Consider the following 19,770-nt stretch of genomic DNA (forward strand, 5'->3'; position numbering starts at 1 on the left):
GTTAAAAAGGTATCCTTCGCAATTATTTAGGCGACTTCTATTTGTCAAGTGTTTTATCTTGTTTTTAGCTAGAAATCTATTGAACTTTTGTCCTTACAGTTGTTGGGGCGAACTGCATAAGTCATGATAATGATTGTAGTATTCTTGTATGCGAAGGAAGTGCTTGATCTTAAATTCCGTAATAAAGTCATTAAAGGCGCACATGAATTTGAACAAAGCTTGGAAAGCTTCTCACGAAGAGTTGCTAATGTAATGAAAGTTGCAGAGCTGGAGCGGTGCTTGGTTGATGAATTGACAAGATTGCTGCCTATTCATTCCGTAGGGTTTATCGAACGCAGGGTTGAGGGTAATATCATTACGTTGAAGTGGAGACAAGGCGCTGTGCCGACTGAGACTTTATTATCAGAGCTTTATAGCAGGGTATCATCACGTTCAGATATTGGCGATTCCTTGAAGATGTCCCAGGGGTATTGCTACATGATTGGACAAGGCCGAGGCACGCAGCATTTTGTCTGGATTGATGATAAAGTGAATCATATGGAGTACAATCATGACGAGAAAGTATGGCTTCGAACAATCATGACGTATGTAGGTTTTGTATATCAGAATTTGCAGCTAATCGAAGGGCTCGTCCATGATCTAAGCACGAAGCGGGGAGAGGAAGCGCCTCCGTGGGTGCTCCGCCTATTGTTCCAATTGTCGGAGAAGGAGCGCCGTAAGCTGGCAAGCGATCTGCATGATTCAGCGCTTCAGGATCAATTGTTATGGTATCGCAAGCTTGAGGCGATTACGCATGATGAAGAGCAGCTGCCACCGGCTACTCGCACGAACCTAGAAGATATTCGCGAAGGCTTATTGGATGTTATTCATCAAATTCGTGAAACCTGTAACGAGCTGCGTCCGCCATTCTTGAAGGAAATGGGCGTAATCGAAGCGATTGAAAATTTATGTACACATACTCAGTTGCACGCAAACTATACGATAACGTTTAGCCACCAGGATTTTCGAGTGGAGATTAGTGATGAGCATGTGCTGTCGCTCTATCGGATCACGCAAGAGCTGCTGCGCAACGGGATGAAGCATTCGAGAGCGACGCAGGTTGAGCTGATGCTGCATTATAATCAACGGCAAATTTTTTACCGTTACAAGGATAACGGAATTGGGATGGAGATGGACCGCCTTCAATCTTCGTTCAAGCATATGGGGCTGTCCGGAATCCGAGAGCGGGTGTCGGGCTTAGAAGGCGAGACGCATTTCCGTACGGCGCCAGGACAAGGGCTGGATATTGAAATTATTATTCCGCTTCCGGAGGAAGAAAGTGCCGAGTTCCGGGGCAGTGAGGAGGAATCGGCATGATCCGTGTATTATTAGTTGATGACCATCCTTCCGTAGGGGAAGGGACAAGGCATATGATCGAGCAAGACCCCGATATCAAAGTCACGATCGTGTTCTCAGGCATGGAAGCATTGAACAAACTTGAACAGGAATCATTCGATTTAATGCTGTTCGATCTCAACATGCCGGTTATTAGCGGGCTTGAGCTGACGAAACGGGTGACATTGGCGAATGCGGATGCAATCGTACTGATCTATACCGGCTACGATCTTGCCTCCCATTACAATATGTTGATGGATTCCGGTGTTTCTGGTTTTATTAGCAAAGCTGCAACACGCGAACAGCTAGTTACGGCTATTCGGTGCGCTTTGCGCGGTGAGGCTGTCGTTCCTGTGCACCTGTTGAAGCAGCTCAGGCGCAGTGAGGTGCGCTTCCAGCAAACGGACGGTAACGGCAAGACGGTCGAGGAAGTATCGATTAATGAGAAAGAGCAGTTGATCCTAAGGGAAGTCGCAAGCGGCGGCAGCAACAAGGAAATTGCGGCTAAGCTCTTTATTAGCCAACGTACGGTAGAGTACAACCTGACACGTATATTCGAGAAGCTAGGCGTCCGATCACGCTCCGAGGCTATCGTTGAAGCGAACCGATTAGGCTTAATTAACGAGCGGGATCTCACGTACAATTCCTAATAATTAACAAACATTAATGCGCCTAACATTCGGCAGTTTGCCGGGTGTTAGGCTTTTTTTGCATCTATGCGCGGCAGTTGCGTCGACGCGCAATGTTTATGCGGGTCTATGCAAGGTTGATTTCGGTGATAAATTACTGCACTTGGTATACGATTGTTAACAGGAAGGACTGGCTCAGACCGAGGGTCCGTAAAGGATTGGAGGGATATTCATTACGGGTTACGCAATCGATGCCACTGACATGATGAAATCATATGGCATGGTTCGAGCAATACGTGGCATTACGTTAAAGATTAATCGAGGCGAGATATTTGGAGTAGTTGGACCTAGAGGCTCTGGCAAATCAACGCTGCTTGAATTATTAATCGGGATAAGGGAAGCTGACGGCGGACAGTTAAATATGCTAGGTATGGATGCGGACAAGCATGCGAATGAATTGAAGGAACATATTGGCTTTCAATTGCAGCATACATCGCTTCATGAACGGATTAAGGTAAAGGAAGTCTTGAAGCTGTTTCGTTCCTATTATAAGAAGAAGCGAGACCTGAACGATATCATCTCGATGTTAGCGTTGAAGCCATACTTGAATCATTATGTCATGGATCTAACGGAAAACTGGAAAAAACGCATTGCGTTCGCACTTGCTTTGGTGAACGATCCGGAAATTATTTTTTTGGACGAGCCGTCTGCGGGACTTGAGCCGCAGGCTCAAACTGAACTGTGGGAAATATTGGGCCGTATGCGTGAGGAGGGCAAGACGATCATCGTCTCAACACCTCACATCGAAGAAGCCCAGCAGCATTGTGATCGCGTTGCGTTGATCGTAGGAGGGGAAGTGTCTCTATGCAGCACCCCACAAGAAATCAAACGCAAACTATTATTCGGGACCAACTCATTCGATCAGAGGAATCTACAACTGACGGCGTTAAGGTGGAGAGGGGAGACGGCCTAATGCAATCGATGTTAATGCACACCAAGATGGAGCTTCGGCTGTTTTTCCGTGAAATCATTGGACTGTTCTTCGTATTTGTCATGCCAGCTGCTTGCTTTTATTTTTTCGGCAAAATGTTCGAAGTACAGCGAACGGACATGTCCGAGTATTTCAGCCAATTTATACCGGGCATGATCGGAATCGTATTGTTCACGTCAGGCTTTTTCATTATCGGATTGCAAGCGGTCATTGACCGTGAGCGAGGCGTGTACAAACGGCTTAAGGGAACGCCGCTTCGCCCAGCTTTTGTTTTGCAAGCGATTATAACGAAGGGATTCTTCGCAGTATTCGCTGGCACACTCGAAATTATTATTATCGCGAAGCTTGCCTTCAACGCGCCACTTGTCATCAACGTTGCCCAATTTGTGATGGCGCTTGTATTATCGTCATGTGCATTCTTCGCAATCGGGTTTATCGTGGCTAGCGTTGCAAGAAGGTTCCAGAGCGGAATGGCGATTGGTTTCGTGACATTATATCCGATGATGTTCTTGTCAGGGGCGACCATACCGGTCGAATCGCTGCCGAGCAGCATGCAAACTGTAACGGCGGTTATTCCACTGAAATATGCAGTCCATCTTTTACAGAACGGTTGGTCAGGAAAATTGTTTACGTCCTCAAGCATAGTTGATGTTATCGTTTTGTCGGTGATTGTCGGGTTAGGGATTGTAATCAGCCGCAAGTACTTCCGATGGGACATCGTATAGATACGGCGGGTTGACAAGAAGCAAGGTTAATGGATACGCTATAGGTAGACACAGTACTGATCGTTGCTCTATACCTAATCAGAAGTCGCCGCATAACAAGTTAAACGTATACTGCTCTGCAGTGTGCGTATAGCTTGGCGGCGCTTTTTTGTTTCATTGGACCTTCCAGTATTCGGGACACTGAGACTGACGGCCTGATGTTGCTTACATAGCGGGGCGTCAACGGACAGGTGGCGAAGACGACAATGGGCAAGAAGAGCGCAGTAGCTTATCACGGAGATATGTTGTTTCAGAACGTGTCGGAATCTCGGATGACCGTAGAGGATGTTAGCGCTCGAATTGTTCATTTCGTCTCGCAGGATGTGAGGGCCCCTTACCAGTTCGTGATTGGAACAGACAGCCAAGTGTTTCGTGATTATACGAAATTCGTAACGGGTGTCATCATTCGAAGGCTGGGTAAAGGGGTATGGGCGTGTTATCGGCAGTCTGTCGTAACGCGGCCGCTGACATCCTTGCGGGAGAAGCTCTCATTGGAAACGGCGTTGTCACAGGAAACAGGCTACTTCTTCATGGAGCCCTTGTTTGCGCGAATTGAGGAGATGTTGATGCCGTATGTGTACCAAGGCGCATCGTTGGAGACGTTCATCGATATCGATGCGGGAACGGAGCCGCTCCGCAATCCAACGTCGTTGTATGTGGATGAGATGATTGGGCGTGTGAAAGCGATGGGGATGTATACGCCTCGAACGAAACCTGAATCTTATGGAGCATCTGCTTATGCCAATCGATTCACGAAACGGCCGGTTCGTCTTGTGATGTAGTGGGTTAAACGAGCGAAGCCCCTTAAAGGGGCTTCTACTGTGGTTTGCCGAATAACGAGGCGAGGTGGCTGAACGGGTTATGTCCGTCGTCATCATCGTCATCATCATTGCTGGAATAGACGAGCTTCGTCTCATAGAGCGGATCATCTGCTGCATTGTTATGCTCTAGCGTAATCTGGTCAAACATGCGGATGAACAATCTGGCCGTATTTGCCGCATCATCAAGTGCACGATGTTGGGCGCCATCGAAGGTGAAACCTGCAGTTTCAAGTGCTCTAGCTAATCCGATTCGCTTGCTGGCATTATTGCCTTGCAGCTTCGTATAGTACAACTGCAGGTCGTTCATGTTGCATAACCAGTTGAGCTCGATCTTCATGTCGCGGCATTGCCGGACAAAATGCTGCTTATCGTCTGGTCCCCACGAGCACAAATAGTATGTTGTATCGCCAATCCATTGCCGGAATAACGCAATTGCATCCGGGAAAGTTGGCGCAGCGTCGACTTGTTCTTGCGTAATGCCGGTGAACTCTGTCGTGTGCGTCGTAATCACCTTGTTGCGTTCCGGCTTCACATAGGTCTGGAATCGATCGAGTTCGATCGGGCCTTGTTCACCGTCGGTCAATTTGACGGCACCGATCTCAATAATGTCGGCTGCATACTGTTGCTTGCGGAGGACGGTAAATTCTAGATCGTACACAATATAAGTGCGCATACCGGTTCACTCCTTTCAATCATATGATTCTATTGTAACACGGGCAGACGAAGGGAGGGAGATGGTAAATAACGAGTACATAGTAGCGGAGTAGATATAAAAGGGATAGGAGGACGATGACAGGTTAGATAGGAACTGGACCACAGGCGGGGTGTGAATACGCCGTCGGACGAATGCGCCTTATTCAACTCGCATGATAAGCTGAAGCCAACAAAGCAACAGCTTAACTAGGGAGGTGAACGAATTGAACAGAAGGGTGGGAATTGGGGTCGTGCTAATTATTGCTGGATTAGTTGGCATTGTGGCATCAGCGCAGCAAGGAGTGAAGGGGGGCGGATCCTTTATGTTCTGGAAAAAAGAGCGGATCGCGCAAAGCCAATCGGCTGTTGCTGAGGGGATACGGAGCATTAATGTGAGTGTAGAGAACGCAGATGTCGTTCTCGTTCGAAGCAAGAGCGACACGATCGGCATTCGGCTAACAGGCAGAGTAAGCGAGCGGATGAGTGATGAACTGTCCATCCGGTCAGTGCGGCAAGGCGATACGTTAGAGATCGGGATCGATCGTCCTGAAGGTTGGTTGAGCTGGCTGAATTGGAATAACCTTGAGCTGGCCGTTGAATTGCCAGAGGCGGATTGGAACTTGGTGCGCATGCATACGGGAAGCGGAGATATAACTGCAAAAGATATTGCGGCCAACGGCATCGATTTGGATACAGGCAGCGGCGACTTGGACATTACGAATATGAAGACGAAGCAAGCGATTGAGCTGCATACCGGCTCTGGCAATATTACGGCGAACCAATTGACGGCAGAGCGCGGATTGTTCCGCTCCGGCAGCGGCAATATTAAGGTCATCGATAGCAAGGCGGCATTTCAGATGGAGACGGGATCAGGGAATATTCGATTGGACCAGTATGCGATTGAACGGGATACGGACCTGAAGACGGGAAGCGGAGATATCAAAATCAAGCTAGGAGCGGCGCCGAAGTCGCTAGCTGTGGATTTTGACGCAGGGTCTGGGGATGGCCGCATTCGCTGGGACGGCTTCAGCTATGCTATCGGAGATGATAATCGATCACGCATTCTCGGGTCTTTCGGCAGCGGTGATACATTGTTGAAGGTTCGCACGGGCTCCGGTGATTTTAAGTTAGAGTAGCGTATAATAGAATAGATGAGTGGAGAAACCGAAGGCGAATATCGTTTTCGGTTTATTTTAATTCCCGGGAAATAATATTATTATTTCTGTTAGTATTTTCCGATAATAGGAATTGAGGATGTACGATTGAGACGAAAAGGTGTGTTGGTTGATGACAAGCAAGCGGGAAGCCACGTTGGTATCGCTAATGAATACGCTATGGTATTTTTGGGCGTTCTATTTATTCATGTACCTTCCCGGACCAAGGTACGGCTATGGCAAGGACTTTTATGCAACTTTATTTCTAGTAGGATTGCTTTTGTTTATTCCTTTCACATTGTTTTTGATCGTCTATTACGTTATTTTCTTTATCACGAGTACGAAGGTCAAATGGAAGCCGAGAGTGTATGCCTTGTTATTGGGAGCGTTGATTCCCCTTCTGCTAGGCAGTATCCATCGTTACTGGTGGAACGAATTCCCTCCAATGTCTGAGAAGAAGGCTGGACAATACGCAGATAAGCTGATGGGGGATAGGCTAAACCATTATGAATATGAGCGGGTAATTCGCTGGGACAAAAAAAGGCATGCAATGGTAGTGATTTATATGAGACCTGGAACTTTTAATTGTGAGACCTATTATATCCGACGGCTAAATACCATTGGCACGGGAAGTTCGTGCACGGATGTATTTGCTAGTTTGCAGGAGTAGAAGCGGTGCTAATTTGTATTCACGGGCATAAGTGGTAGACTGGGTACAGGTATTACGAATGAATGGGTTGTATGTACAAACCGGTGGCACTCGTTGAAATTTAGTTTATGTAACAAAAAGCAAAAAGCCGGAAAACCTCTACCGTACAAGTGAGGGACTAAAAAGTAGGCTAAGGGTGGCATTGGTGCTACCCTTATTTTTATTATTGGGAGAGAAGCTGCCGCACATGGGGATACTTAGAATTGCCGCGACCAAAGAAAACGAGAACCCTTAGTACAGGCGTAATGAAGCTAAATGAGCAAAAGCAGCCTATCCTCGGTTGAGGATAGGCTGCTTTTTTTCTAATCCTTTATAGCAACATTCCTGCTTCACATCATCATTCTTTCTAAAATTGGGTGAAATTTCTTAAAGTTTGATCCGATATATTTGATAGCTAATTACCCCATTTTATGGATAGGAGAGAGTAATATGGATGAAATGGTGTTGTCTTACGCAAACCTTCGCATTACCCCCTACGAATTGGTTCAAATCCAATCCTTAAAGATTGTGAAATCGATGAACGACCATGTCCGGGTATCGCTAACGGGCATTATTCCTGAAAAGTTTAAAGACCAGTATGTGACGAAGTCTGAATCGGAGGAACCAGTCACTATTGAGCTGTTGGATAAGAAGTCGGGAAGGGCCACGCCGTTATTCAAGGGAATGGTGGTGGACGCAGAAGTGCGAATGGTGCGGGGCGTTTACTATCTGGCTGTTGAAGCGGTATCGTTCACCTTCTTGCTGGATATGAAGCGCAAACAGCGTTCTTTTCAAAATCCACGCATGACGTATTCCGATCTCGTTAAGGCGGTTGTAGACGATTATGAGAAAGGGGACGCAATCGATCAGGTATCGAAAGGCGCAGCTATAGGAACGTTCATTATGCAGTATGAGGAAACAGATTGGCAGTTTTTGAAGCGAATGGCTTCCCGGTTTAATACGGTGCTCGTTGCTGTATCTGCCTTCGATAAGCCTGAGCTGTTTTTCGGCTTATCGGAGCACGGGGTGGATAAGGGCGTTCTTCAAGCTTCCAGCTATACGGTGAAGAAGCGGCAAGCGGACTATTGCGTCGCAAAGGATTATCAGGTGCCTGGTGTTCATGCGGAGGATTATCTTGTCTATGAGGTGGAGTCGACCCGGGTGCTGGATCTGGCGCATGTCGTCACCTTTCAGGGGCATCGGCTAATTGTCGGTGATGTGGCTATTGAACTGAAGGATAGCATTCTGACATGTACATATAGCCTGTACCCCTACAGAGGGCTGAGGCAGAAGAAAGAGCATAACGCAGCAATCATTGGCGCTTCGATTCAAGCGCGCGTCCTGCAAGTGCGAAAGGATACGGTGCAAGCCAAGCTGGATATGGACGATCAGGAAGAGGACAGCATGGATTACTGGTTCCCATACTCGACGATCTACGCCTCGGAGGATAACACAGGGTGGTACTGTATGCCGGAAGTGGGCGATAGCATCCGTATTTATTTTCCGAGCAAGAAGGAGGAGCGCGGCATTGCGATCAGCTCTGTCAAGCGCACGGTGACGGAAGCGCCGAAAGCATCCAATGGAGCGGGCGGAGGATCTGCGAATCAAAGCGGGGGAAGCAGCTCGCACGCAGGTGCAGGTGGCGGAAACAGCGACAGGATGTCCAACCCAGATACGAAATCATTCCGTACCAAATACGGCAAGGAGATTGTGATGGGCAAGGATCACATATCGATTTCGGCTGGCAACGGGCTGTCGATTACGATCAGCGATCAATCCGGCATTTCGATCGAAAGCAGCAAGGATGTCCTTATCCATTCGGGAAGTGCGATGATGTTATCCTCGCAAAATCTCCAAATCTCCGCAGGGAAGGTCGAATTGACAGGCAATAAAAACTCGCTGCTTCTGGAAGATAAGGTCGAGATGAAGGGCGCAGAAATTAAGATGAATTAGCAGGGGGCTAATGGCTTGAACAAAGAACAGGCATGGGGGCATCTCTATGACACGGTATTCCTGCCGGGGTTAGCGGAGCGAATCGAGGAGTTGGACAGCTTCTTCCGGGAGCATAGAGGAGAGCTTGTGGATTCCTTCGTCGATTCGTTTCGCAAGCTGTGCAAGATGGCGTTAGAACAGCAGCAAAACGAGGGGAAGGGACCGATCGGATTCCTTCACTGCTCATGGTTAAGAACGTCAATTTTAGAGGAAAGGTTTGTTTGCGTAGTAGAAGCCTACTCTGCCCGTTGGTACAGCGATCCGGTGGAATGTATGGCTTTTTACGATGTAAGCTGGGCCTATCAGGGCTTTGCTTCGCTAAAGGGCTTATTGGAGCAAAAACGTAAGCTGTATATCGATATGCTGCATCCGCCTGATGTGGAGCGAATGGTATTGCAATATGGCGAGTACATCGCGCCGTTCATCGCTTCGCTTATCCGCTTCGCACTGCCTGATGTGATCAAGCTGCCGGACTATCAGCAATTAATGAAGGTAGACAAGCTGCATATCCGCGCCGGAGAATACTTTGATTTCAGTGAAGACATCTATGTTTGGCATAAGGAGCCGCAGGATGCGGAAGCGATCCGAAAGCTTCTAACGGAAGAGGGGAATCAGGCGTGTATGTATGAAAGCTTTGCGGGGATATCACTGTCTTCGGACCAGTGCAGGGGAAGGGATTTTCGTTACACCGATTTTAGCGGCAGCCGGCTTCCGAATTGGCGGTTTGAAGCTTGCGTGTTGGCCGGAACGAGATGGCATGGCGCGATGCTAGAGGGTGCAGATTTCAGCCATTCGCTATTGGCCGACGCAGACTTTCGGGGTGCGAATTTGCAGCGGGCGATCTTTAGAGGGGCGAGCGGCGCGGGGAGGAAAGAGCCGCTTAGCCGCGTGCCTGGGCTGCTCGATGTGCAATTTTCGGGTGCGGATTTGTCCGGAGCGGACTTTACAGATGCGTTGCTGGATAATGCCGATTTTGAAGGGGCGAATCTGTGTGACGCTGTTTTCCTTGAGAAAGATAAGGGGCGCTACAAGCTAAGCGAGCAGCAAATACAGTCCATTCGATGGATGCCATCATTGGAGGAAATAGGGCATGGCTGATTTTTTTAAGCTTGTGGGGGACAGCCGCATTCCGCATATTGTTGCCCCTGCGGCACTGGACGCATTTGAAGCATTGCCGGTTTCGTCAGCCGCTGAGGTGCATGGGAGCCGCACTCGGGATTACGTAGATTGGATCGAACGCCCTTACTGGCTCGCGTCGGATCAGATGAAATCAATTATGCATAAGTACAATCGCCAGATTCGTTTGAAGCATGTGGCGCTGGTAGATACGGAGCAAGGGCGGCAGCATCCTTATTGGGCGCTGCAAGTGCCGGCATTGCGGTGCTTGTCGCCAGAGAGCGAGCAGTATCCTAACGGTACGATAAAACGGCTTGTGCTGGAGCGCGAGCGATTGCAAGGCCAACATTTGTTCGCTGTTGAAGATATGCTGGCGCCCTGTCTTATCATAAGCCTAGCAGCGGCTGAAAGCTTGCTGCGCCGTAATCTGACGGGTTTTGTCCTGACAAGGGTAGAGCAAAGCTAGAAAGGCGGTACGCATGAAGCGACAATATTGGGATGAGTTGTTTTTGGACGACCAGTTTGAGTTTGAACAAGAGCAGCGAGAGCGAGAGCGTGAGTTGAATGCGTCTGCCGAGTGGAACGGGCTAGAAGGAGGGGAACGACCTGTTTCCATGGCGCAATGGCGGGCTGCCATTGATTCATCGGTTGTATACGATCATGGGCAACGGGTTGAGCTGAGAGAAGTGAAGCTTTTTGACAATCACATTAGCTTGAAGCTGCCTTATTCGTTGCATGAGGTGCCTAAAGGGCTGGCAGCGCCAACGGGCGAGCGTGAACATGAGCAATTGATGTATCTGGATCGGGATGGGCTGACTGCCTTCGGTGCGACTTGGATGGCGCATGCGCTGCCAGTTGAAGCGGTCGTGCCGTTTAAGCAGCGGATGATCGGGCAGTGGCGAGGGGATAAACCGGGCGTTCAAATCGTACACGAAGAGACGATGGAATCAAATGGGCGTTTGTTAAGCTGGTTCGAATGTTATATGCCCAATGAACCGCTGCAGTTGTACCAGCTTGTATTCGTCACCACGCTGCAAGGCCGCGCCCTGCTCGGTAGCTTTCAGTTCAAGCTAGAGGATGCGCAGCTATGGCAGCCGACGGCTGTGGCGATAATGCAGACGATGGAGCTGCACGAATAATAAAGAGGGGAGGGGCGCATCTTGCTTTCATTATTGCTACAAATGCTGCTTTCGGGCATAGCTGGCGGGGAACATTCGTATGTCGTTCGCGGAGCGACGCTGAAGTGCAGCAACGGCACAGACCCTGGGGTGCTGAATTTGCCGATGTGCCATGGCGTGTACATTAAGGACGCTTCGGTGATGAACATAAAAGACTGCTTGCCCATAACCAATATTAGTACGTTCGGTATTTGCAAAGAGACGGGGGACTTTTGCCAGCCTGCTTTCTGCAATCCCGCACAGTGGTCAAGCGGCAAGGAGGATGTGCTTCTGGACGAGGAGCCAGCGCTGCTGAACAATTCCACCTTAACGTGCCTGAATAAAGGGATCATTTCGATCGAAAATGACGGACAGAAATAGAAAGGGAAGCAATCAGTCATCTGGGAACGAAACGGTAATGCTTCTGGAAGGGAGCTAGAATGAAGCAAGCAATGGAAGCCGCAACGTATCGGCATTTGCAGATCGAGTGGGCGTTTGGCGGCATACGGCTTGAAGAGCTGGAGCTTACGCATGGGATCGGGGAGCATGCGCGGATGCGGGTGGTTGGCAAGATCTCCGAACAGCAGGAGCAGGACATTGTGAAGCATGCGGACAGCGAAACGGTAATTGAGCTGCATCTGCTGGACAACAAGGGGCAGCGCCAGCAAACGCTGTTCATGGGGGCGCTCAATGAAACGGCGATTCACGTGAGGCACGGCGTGCGCACGCTCGTTGCCGATGCGATTTCGCATACGTTCGCGATGGATACGGTGCGAAAGGACCGTTCCTTCCAGCATGCAGGAGGCAAGCTGATGGACATCGCCGACTCGATCATCGGAGCCTACCCCGGCGGAGATATGATTGACATGGCCTTCGATGAGCAGGAGGCTGGCCAGTTTATTATGCAGTATGAGGAGACGGATTGGGTATTCCTAAGGCGGCTTGCCTCGTTCGCGGGAGCTGATCTTGTGCCGGATGTGACGGCGCATAAGCCGCGCCTGTGCATCGGCCTGCCGGAAGGCAGAAGGCAAATCGAGCTGCCGGAGGATGCCCTGTGCACCACCCGCCGCAATGCGAAGCAATATTGGCAGCGCCAAGCGAATGGCTGGAAGGATGCCGAGGAAACGGACGGCATTACGTATACATTCGAGCGAAGCGATGTGCTGCAGCTCGGCGACGAGGTCAAGCGGGGCGGGCAATTGTTCGTGGTAATGGAGCGCCGGGGCAAGCTGAAACACGGACTGTTCAAATGGACTTATGCCTGCGGGCGGCCGGAAGGTTTGAGGCGGGAGCGGGTGTACAATCGCGCGATCATCGGCGCTTCCATCGAAGGCAAGGTTATGGCGGTCAGCCGCGACCAGGTGAAGCTGCATTTGGATATGGATGATGTGCAGGGCGTGGAGGAAGCAAGGTGGTTCCCGTATTCGGCGGAAGGCAATCAGGTATGGTACATGATGCCGGAGAAGGGAACGCCGGTGAAGCTTTATTTTCCGAGTGCAGACGAAGATGAGGCGATGGTGATCCAGTCGGTGAGGCAGGCGCCGCGAGGTGAGCATGCAGCCAAACAGGAAGCGAAGATGAGCGACCCGGGCGTCAAATCATTCAGCAACCCACAGGGAAAAGGCTTCACTCTAGGGGACAAGGAGCTGGAGATGACCGCGAAGGAAGGGCAGCTGTACATTTCGCTCAATGAATATTTGGGCGTGAGGCTAAACAGTGCGCTTGGCGTTTCCATTCATGCGGCAGGCAACCTGCGATTGGAAGGGGCAACCGTTCACCTCGAAGGGATGGAAGGGTTGTCCATCACAGCAGGTTCGGATACGATAGAATTGGTTGAAGATGTAAATGTCCATAGCGAGCAGATCGTCCTGCAGGCAGACAAAGGGAACCGGAAACAGTTCGAGCCGATCCAAACAGCGTTCGAGCAGGAGCTTGCCCGGATTGGTCCGGAAGCGATGAAACGGCAGCGGATAGATGCGAGTAATAAAGCGACTGCGCAAGGCTATCTTGATAGAGGCGTCGAAACGTTAAAGGGCATATGGGGCTTTACGGTGGACGCTGCAGATGCTACCTTCACCGGGATGGTCGGCGGCGATGAGAAAGCAAGAGATATATACAGCACATTGAGCGGTAAGGACGTCGGGTCGTTAACCGAACGGAATGCGACGGTACAAGGGGCTATCCAGACGGGTGAAGACGCATGGGCGTATGGAGGCGACATCGTAAGCGGGGATAAATCGATTGGGGATGCCGCCAGGGAAGCAAGCCAGTGGGCATACGACGAGTATCTCGAACCGTTCGTCAAGCAGCAAGAAAATCGGAGGAAGCTCAACCCGCTAACGAGCAGTGCGGAAGAATACTATGAGGCAGGGCGAAATGATTTTGCCGCAGACATGGTAGGTGTGGATATTGCGCTAACGGTAGTGACGGAAGGTGCAGGCGGGGCGGTATTCAAAGGTATAAAGAAAGGTACGGAGCTTGCGCCGGATGTGCCTGGTGAGCGGAAGATTCACGGCAAGGGCACGGAGGAAGAAGGGACACATTCAGGGAAAGATAAAGATTCAGAGGATGGAAGTGCCCGCCCGCATCCGGATGAGCAGGACGCACCAGCAGTTGAAACGCCGACGAAGGATGGCAAGCTGAAAACAAACGCGATGCCAAGGAAAAATCCGTTAGATGAGTTGGAGCAGATTGCGAAGCGGATTCGTCAGATGATGGAAGTGCTGAGGAAAGAGCCGTTATTCGTGCAAAACGAGATTGGGCTGGCGGGTGGATTTGGCGTATCTTCGGGGTATTCCTTGAATCCGAAGATTGCGGAGATTTGGAAGGCTGAGGGGCATGGTGGTGGTTCCTGGGGTGGTAAGGGGACGGGTAAACCTGACAAAGTACCTGTTCCAAAAATTCCAAAACAAGTTGTCTACGGAGAAACAGATTTAAGTGCAATGGCGAGAAAATATCGAATTGATAACCAGATATACGATTTAAGAAATCTTGTTGTGGCAGAAATTGAAATAGACGGTGTTCGATATTTGAAGGTTTTTGAAAGTACTAGAAGACAAGTTGTAAAACCAAGTGGAAAAGTAAAAGATAAAAATGTACACTCCGAAATGGCTTTATATGAGGATAAGCTTGCAGCTGAAAAAAATGGACAGACGTATGAAGTTAAACGTGTATATACTGAAAGAGAGCCTTGTATTATTGAGGGTCATGATTGTAAGAAGTTACTTTCAGAAGAATTTCCTGATGCTGAAGTAACCTATAGCGTTGAGTATGGGGATAAAGCTTCAAGAGATAGAGGGAATGAAGAACTAGCTAAAGAGATTGAAAAAGTAAAGGAGTGATAGTATGGATTTTGACATTCGTGAGATTCGAGATTATTACGATTCGAATTTACGGGACTATGACTATGATGAATTGGTTAAGATTGGTGTAAGTTATGAGAATGCTGATTTCATGGTTTCAATAGGAGTACCAGAAGTATATGATGATTTTGTATTCTATGGAATGGATACTATTCAAAAAACGATAATTGAAGACACGGAATTTATTATTATTGGTCATTATGCATGTCATGGTATTCTTAGCCCGAAAGGACTGTTTTTAAAGGAAGGTAGTGACAAACTCTTTACTATTTCATCTGTGCACTATCCGTCAATATATATGCTCAATAAAAACTTGAGGACATTTTTTTTGTTTGATTTAATTAGAAGTGAATTGGCAATGAAAATGAGACGGGAAGGTGAATATAGCTCGCAAAAATATGCACAAGAGCTACGTAAATTTTTCGAACAACACGATCCTGAGGCAATGAATTATGTTGAAGGATATTGGTCACATTTTATTGAGGATTACGAGACAGGTTTGTAGAAAGTTATATTTATGGATTATACCTATCAATTTTTCTGATTATCATATGGTTGTTTTTAGGATACAACCCACAACGCCACAATACGAGTTTCATTACGTGTTGTGGTTTTTTATTTTTGCCGCAACAAACTAAACAATACAAACATGCGGCGAAGAGATCCTTCAACGCATTTTGAGGGTCTTGAGCTGTTACCAACTTGTTCTCTTTGGCCGCATGCTCGCCTCGCGGCGCCTGCCTCACCGACTGGATCACCATCGCGTCATCTTCGTCTGGGAAGGGTTGTCCATCACAGCAGGTTCGGATACGATAGAATTGGTTGAAGATGTAAATGTCCATAGCGAGCAGATCGTCCTGCAGGCAGACACTGGGAATCGTCGGACGTTCGAGCCGATCCAAACAGCGTTCGAACAGGAGCTTGCCCGGATTGGGCCGGAAGCGATGAAACGGCAGCGGATAGAGGCGAGTAATAAAGCGCAAGCGAAGGGCGTACGTGACGCGGGCGTTGATATGCTAAAGGGCATATGGGGCTTTACGGTTGACGCTGCGGATGCGGCCTTCACCGGGATGGTCGGCGGCGATGATAAAGCAAGAGATATATACAGCACATTGAGCGGTGAAGACGTCGGTTCGCTGACTGAACGGAATGCGACGGTACAAGGAGCTATCCAAACGGGTAAAGACGCATGGGCGTACGGCGGCGACATCGTAAGCGGGGATAAATCGATTGGGGATGCCGCCAGGGAAGCAAGCCAGTGGGCATACGACGAGTATCTCGAACCGTTCGTCAAGCAGCAAGAAAATAGGAGGAAGCTCAACCCGCTAACGAGCAGCGTCGAAGAATATTATGAGGCAGGGCGAAATGATTTTGCCGCAGACATGGTTGGCGTGGATATTGCGCTAACGGTAGTGACGGAAGGTGCAGGCGGGGCGGTATTCAAAGGCATAAAGAAAGGTACAGAGCTTGCGCCGGATGTGCCTGGTGAGCGGAAGATTCATGGCAAGGGCACGGAGGAAGAAGGGACACATTCAGGGAAAGATAAAGATTCAGATTCAGAGGATGGAAGTGCCCGCCCGCATCCGGATGAGCAGGACGCACCAGCAGTAGAAGCACCGACGAAGGATGGCAAGCTGAAAACAAACGCGATGCCAAGGAAAAATCCGTTAGATGAGTTGGAGCAGATTGCGAAGCGGATTCGTCAGATGATGGAAGTGCTGAAGAAAGAGCCGCTATTTGTGCAAAACGAGCTTGGGCTGGCGGGTGGATTTGGCGTATCTTCGGGGTATTCCTTGAATTCGAAGATTGCGGAGATTTGGAAGGCTGAGGGGCATGGTGGGGGTGGTGGTGGTTCTCGTGGTGAGGGGACTGGTAATCCTAAAGTAAGGATTGTCGATGGTAAAAAAGAGTATAATGTAAATGGTAAATGGCTAAATGACAAGCAATTTTCTGCTCTCCGTCAAAAGTCAGTTCGACAGGCATGGAAACAGGAAAAAGAGTTGGTTGAAACTACAGGAAAAGGATCGAGAGATTGGACTCCTGAAGAGAAACAGGAGTTATTACAAACTGGTAAAGTAAAAGGGTATGAGGGGCAGCATATGAAATCAGCTTCAGAATATCCTGATTTTGCAGGAGATCCTGATAATATTCAATTTTTGAAAGGTAGAAATATGGATGTGAATGAACATCTTGATGCTCATGGAGGAAATTATCATAATCCAACGAATGGATATTATGATCCAAGGACAGGGAAAATGATAGAATTCGGAGATGAAACTCCATGGGATTTTGAATAAATAAGAGGTGTAAATATGGAGAAACTTTTTTCAAATAACGAAGACCTTTTACCATTTGTCCAGGAAATAAACAGATATGCCGAAGGAGTGCATTCGTTGAATGAGGGAATCGACGAATCATCTATAGAGGATCTTGAGAGTATGTTAAAAGTAAAATTTCCTAAAGTATATAAGGACTTTCTTCAAATATGTAATGGAGGAGAACTGTTTATCCCCGGAACAGTGATCTCTGAAATATACACTACAACATCAGGTCCTAAACAAAGAGGAGGATCATATCTAAATGATTCGTTCATGATAGAACGAAGACGTCCAGGAATGCCAGATACTTATTTAATTATTGCGGATCTTAATTATGGGGATACAATTTGCTTGGATTTGGATACTAATAATGGTTATGAGTCTACAGTAGTTCAATGGGATAGAGAAGCTCAAGAGGTATCCAGATCATGGGGAAGTTTTGTTGAGTGGATCATGGACACGTTAGAAGAAGGGGCAATGTTAGTAGATTACGAAGGCAATGAAAAGGATTTAGATTTTTAATTTAAGAGTAAATCACGGGATGGGCTACCCTGTACCGAATGAACCCATCATTCAACCAATAAGACAAATAACCAATATAATACCCGTATGAAGATTTTGTCATGTTGTGTGTACGCACAACAAACGCTTTAATTTCATAACCCAAATTACGCTATTCCATTACGCGAAGCAGGTCGATTATGGTCAGATACTACCATAATTGATCTGTTTTTTGTTATGCTCGCTTTCTTACAGGATTTTAAAAATTTTATGTAACTGTAGAATACGCTGCCCCGAATCGATAATACTTTCTATACTTCGATTGGCAGCATCAAGCGAACGCCAGAGGGCATAAGACGGGGGGGACAATCGAGCGATTATCGGAGCTTCCATCGAAGGCAAGGTTATGGAGGTCAACCGTGACCAGGTGAAGCTGTATTTTCCGAGTGCAGACGAAGATGAGGCGATGGTCATTCAGTCGGTGAGGCAGGCGCCGCGAGGTGAGCATGCAGCCAAACAGGAAGCGAAGATGAATGACCCGGGCGTAAAATCATTCAGCAACCCACAGGGAAAAGGCTTCACTCTAGGGGACAAGGAGCTGGAGATGACCGCGAAGGAAGGGCAGCTGTACATTTCGCTCAATGAGTATCTCGGCGTGAGGCTGAACAGCGCGCTTGGCGTCTCGATCCATGCGGCGGGCAACCTGCGATTGGAGGGGGCGACCGTTCACCTCGAAGGGATGGAAGGGTTGTCCATCACAGCAGGTTCGGATACGATAGAATTGGTTGAAGATGTCAATAACCATAGCGAGCAGATCGTCTTGCAGGCGGACACTGGGAACCGGCGGACGTTCGAGCCGATCCAAACAGCGTTCGAGCAACTGTTGGCCCAGATCGGGCCGGAAGAGTTGAAACGGCAGCGGATAGAGGCGAGTAATAAAGCGCAAGCGAAGGGCGTACGTGACGCGGGCGTAGATATGCTAAAGGGCATATGGGGCTTTACGGTTGACGCTGCGGATGCGGCCTTCACCGGCATGGTCGGTGATGAGAACGCAAGCGATTTATACAGTACGGTGAGCGGTAAAGATGTCGGGTCGTTAACCGAACGGAATGCCACGGTACAAGGAGCCATCCAGACGGGTAAAGACGCATGGGCGTACGGCGGCGACATCGTAAGCGGGGATAAATCGATTGGGGATGCCGCCAGGGAAGCAAGCCAGTGGGCATACGACGAGTATCTCGAACCGTTCGTCAAGCAGCAAGAAAATAGGAGGAAGCTAAACCCGCTAACGAGCAGCGTCGAAGAATACTATGAGGCAGGGCGAAATGATTTTGCCGCAGACATGGTTGGCGTGGATATTGCACTAACGGTAGTAACGGAAGGTGCAGGCGGAGCCGTATTCAAAAGCATAAAGAAAGGTACGGAGCTTGCACCGGATGTGCCTGGCGAGCGGAAGATTCACGGCAAGGGCACGGAGGAAGAAGGGACGCATTCAGGGAAAGATAAGGATTCCGATTCCGAGGATGGAAGCAGTCCACACCCGGATGCTGATCCAGACGCACCAACAGCTGAAACGCCAACGAAGGATGGCAAGCTGAAAACAAACGCGATGCCAAGGAAAAACCCGTTAGATGAGCTGGCGCAGATTGCGAAGCGGATTCGGCAGATGATGGAAGTGCTGAAGAAAGAGCCTCTATTCGTGCAAAACGAGATTGGGCTGGCGGGTGGATTTGGCGTATCTTCGGGGTATTCTTTGAATTCGAAGATTGCGGAGATTTGGAAGGCTGAGGGGTATGGTGGTGGTGGGACAAGTAATACTTATACACCTGTAGAATACAAAGGGACGACAAAAGTCGATGGGCAGACAAAAGATATTAGTAGGCGCGTCTATCAGAGAAGTGATATTGATTGGAATCGAGTTGACCCTGAAACTGGATTAACAAACATTGAATTAATGAAAAAAGGTAGACCGCCTTATTGGAAAGATGGAACGAAAGTAGAACTTCATCATACAATCCAATTAGAACCTGGTCCAATGGTAGAATTACCTGCGAGTTTACACGATGAGTACAGTAAAATATTGCATGGGCTAGTTGAAAACGGCGGTAGTTTTAGAAATAATCCTGTATTAGAAAAACAGTACAACAATTTTAGGTCGAAGTACTGGAGATGGAGAGCAAAGCAAATAGAAGGAAAAGAGTAAGATATTG

General features: G+C 48.6%; 18 protein-coding genes. 17 read left to right on the top strand and 1 reads right to left on the bottom strand.

Annotation, left to right across the window (positions count from 1 at the left end):
- Positions 1-123 precede the first annotated feature (123 nt).
- The 5 genes from GON22_RS18000 to GON22_RS18020 all read left to right on the top strand — a co-directional run bounded on the left by GON22_RS18000 (position 124) and on the right by GON22_RS18020 (position 4,540).
- Positions 124-1,356 carry a sensor histidine kinase gene (locus GON22_RS18000; protein ID WP_237179232.1) on the top strand — a complete coding sequence of 411 codons (1,233 nt, stop codon included), beginning with the start codon at positions 124-126 and terminating at the stop codon, positions 1,354-1,356.
- On the top strand, positions 1,353-2,024 hold the full coding sequence (locus GON22_RS18005) for a response regulator transcription factor (RefSeq protein ID WP_160397500.1): 672 nt from the start codon (positions 1,353-1,355) through the stop codon (positions 2,022-2,024). Before GON22_RS18000 ends, GON22_RS18005 begins: the two co-directional genes overlap by 4 nt.
- Before the next feature lie 241 nt (positions 2,025-2,265).
- A complete protein-coding gene (locus GON22_RS18010) occupies positions 2,266-2,976 on the top strand; it encodes an ABC transporter ATP-binding protein (protein WP_160397501.1) in 711 nt (236 codons plus the stop codon).
- Positions 2,976-3,719: an ABC transporter permease gene (locus tag GON22_RS18015; RefSeq protein WP_160397502.1), complete on the top strand. Its 744-nt coding sequence runs from the start codon at positions 2,976-2,978 to the stop codon at positions 3,717-3,719. Before GON22_RS18010 ends, GON22_RS18015 begins: the two co-directional genes overlap by 1 nt.
- 245 nt (positions 3,720-3,964) lie before the next feature.
- On the top strand, positions 3,965-4,540 hold the full coding sequence (locus GON22_RS18020) for a ribonuclease H-like YkuK family protein (RefSeq protein ID WP_160397503.1): 576 nt from the start codon (positions 3,965-3,967) through the stop codon (positions 4,538-4,540).
- A gap of 34 nt (positions 4,541-4,574) precedes the next feature.
- On the opposite strand, the gene GON22_RS18025 is transcribed toward GON22_RS18020, so the two are convergent.
- Entirely contained in the window at positions 4,575-5,252 is a 678-nt protein-coding gene (locus GON22_RS18025) for a 3'-5' exonuclease (RefSeq protein WP_160397504.1), read from the bottom strand.
- Positions 5,253-5,496: 244 nt separating this feature from the next.
- On the opposite strand from GON22_RS18025, the gene GON22_RS18030 reads away from it, so the two are divergent.
- The 12 genes from GON22_RS18030 (at position 5,497) to GON22_RS26175 (ending at position 19,763) form a co-directional block, all read left to right on the top strand.
- Positions 5,497-6,408, top strand: a complete 912-nt coding sequence (locus GON22_RS18030; protein WP_160397505.1) for a DUF4097 family beta strand repeat-containing protein — start codon at positions 5,497-5,499, stop codon at positions 6,406-6,408.
- 151 nt (positions 6,409-6,559) lie between these two features.
- Positions 6,560-7,096, top strand: coding sequence for a hypothetical protein (locus GON22_RS18035; protein WP_160397506.1), 537 nt, complete (start codon positions 6,560-6,562; stop codon positions 7,094-7,096).
- Positions 7,097-7,564: 468 nt separating this feature from the next.
- Positions 7,565-9,067, top strand: a complete 1,503-nt coding sequence (locus GON22_RS18040; protein WP_160397507.1) for a contractile injection system protein, VgrG/Pvc8 family — start codon at positions 7,565-7,567, stop codon at positions 9,065-9,067.
- 15 nt (positions 9,068-9,082) lie between these two features.
- A complete protein-coding gene (locus GON22_RS18045) occupies positions 9,083-10,204 on the top strand; it encodes a pentapeptide repeat-containing protein (RefSeq protein ID WP_160397508.1) in 1,122 nt (373 codons plus the stop codon).
- Entirely contained in the window at positions 10,197-10,688 is a 492-nt protein-coding gene (locus GON22_RS18050; RefSeq protein ID WP_160397509.1) for a hypothetical protein, read from the top strand. Before GON22_RS18045 ends, GON22_RS18050 begins: the two co-directional genes overlap by 8 nt.
- Positions 10,689-10,701: 13 nt before the next feature.
- Entirely contained in the window at positions 10,702-11,361 is a 660-nt protein-coding gene (locus GON22_RS18055) for a hypothetical protein (protein WP_160397510.1), read from the top strand.
- A gap of 21 nt (positions 11,362-11,382) precedes the next feature.
- Entirely contained in the window at positions 11,383-11,760 is a 378-nt protein-coding gene (locus GON22_RS18060) for a DUF4280 domain-containing protein (protein ID WP_160397511.1), read from the top strand.
- 59 nt (positions 11,761-11,819) lie between these two features.
- Positions 11,820-14,720 (top strand): nucleic acid/nucleotide deaminase domain-containing protein, encoded by a 2,901-nt coding sequence (locus tag GON22_RS18065; RefSeq protein WP_160397512.1) that lies wholly within the window; start codon positions 11,820-11,822, stop codon positions 14,718-14,720.
- Positions 14,721-14,724: 4 nt separating this feature from the next.
- On the top strand, positions 14,725-15,246 hold the full coding sequence (locus GON22_RS18070) for an SUKH-4 family immunity protein (RefSeq protein ID WP_160397513.1): 522 nt from the start codon (positions 14,725-14,727) through the stop codon (positions 15,244-15,246).
- 280 nt (positions 15,247-15,526) lie between these two features.
- Positions 15,527-17,038, top strand: coding sequence for a hypothetical protein (locus tag GON22_RS26170; protein WP_237179233.1), 1,512 nt, complete (start codon positions 15,527-15,529; stop codon positions 17,036-17,038).
- Between the two features lie 15 nt (positions 17,039-17,053).
- On the top strand, positions 17,054-17,581 hold the full coding sequence (locus GON22_RS18080) for an SMI1/KNR4 family protein (protein ID WP_160397514.1): 528 nt from the start codon (positions 17,054-17,056) through the stop codon (positions 17,579-17,581).
- Between the two features lie 385 nt (positions 17,582-17,966).
- Positions 17,967-19,763 carry an HNH/ENDO VII family nuclease gene (locus GON22_RS26175; RefSeq protein ID WP_237179234.1) on the top strand — a complete coding sequence of 599 codons (1,797 nt, stop codon included), beginning with the start codon at positions 17,967-17,969 and terminating at the stop codon, positions 19,761-19,763.
- Positions 19,764-19,770: the final 7 nt, after the last annotated feature.

Origin of the sequence: Paenibacillus sp. MMS18-CY102, from assembly GCF_009789195.1 — a bacterium.
Lineage (GTDB): Bacteria > Bacillota > Bacilli > Paenibacillales > Paenibacillaceae > Paenibacillus_T.

Excerpts from the sequence above, each read along its gene's own strand:
- GON22_RS18000 (WP_237179232.1), top strand. The coding sequence starts at position 124 with ATGATAATGATTGTAGTATTCTTGTATGCGAAGGAAGTGCTTGATCTT.
- GON22_RS18005 (WP_160397500.1), top strand. The coding sequence starts at position 1,353 with ATGATCCGTGTATTATTAGTTGATGACCATCCTTCCGTAGGGGAAGGG.
- GON22_RS18010 (WP_160397501.1), top strand. The coding sequence starts at position 2,266 with ATGATGAAATCATATGGCATGGTTCGAGCAATACGTGGCATTACGTTA.
- GON22_RS18015 (WP_160397502.1), top strand. The coding sequence starts at position 2,976 with ATGCAATCGATGTTAATGCACACCAAGATGGAGCTTCGGCTGTTTTTC.
- GON22_RS18020 (WP_160397503.1), top strand. The coding sequence starts at position 3,965 with ATGGGCAAGAAGAGCGCAGTAGCTTATCACGGAGATATGTTGTTTCAG.
- GON22_RS18025 (WP_160397504.1), bottom strand. The coding sequence starts at position 5,252 with ATGCGCACTTATATTGTGTACGATCTAGAATTTACCGTCCTCCGCAAG.
- GON22_RS18035 (WP_160397506.1), top strand. The coding sequence starts at position 6,560 with ATGACAAGCAAGCGGGAAGCCACGTTGGTATCGCTAATGAATACGCTA.
- GON22_RS18040 (WP_160397507.1), top strand. The coding sequence starts at position 7,565 with ATGGATGAAATGGTGTTGTCTTACGCAAACCTTCGCATTACCCCCTAC.
- GON22_RS18050 (WP_160397509.1), top strand. The coding sequence starts at position 10,197 with ATGGCTGATTTTTTTAAGCTTGTGGGGGACAGCCGCATTCCGCATATT.
- GON22_RS18055 (WP_160397510.1), top strand. The coding sequence starts at position 10,702 with ATGAAGCGACAATATTGGGATGAGTTGTTTTTGGACGACCAGTTTGAG.
- GON22_RS18065 (WP_160397512.1), top strand. The coding sequence starts at position 11,820 with ATGAAGCAAGCAATGGAAGCCGCAACGTATCGGCATTTGCAGATCGAG.
- GON22_RS18070 (WP_160397513.1), top strand. The coding sequence starts at position 14,725 with ATGGATTTTGACATTCGTGAGATTCGAGATTATTACGATTCGAATTTA.
- GON22_RS18080 (WP_160397514.1), top strand. The coding sequence starts at position 17,054 with ATGGAGAAACTTTTTTCAAATAACGAAGACCTTTTACCATTTGTCCAG.
- GON22_RS26175 (WP_237179234.1), top strand. The coding sequence starts at position 17,967 with ATGGAGGTCAACCGTGACCAGGTGAAGCTGTATTTTCCGAGTGCAGAC.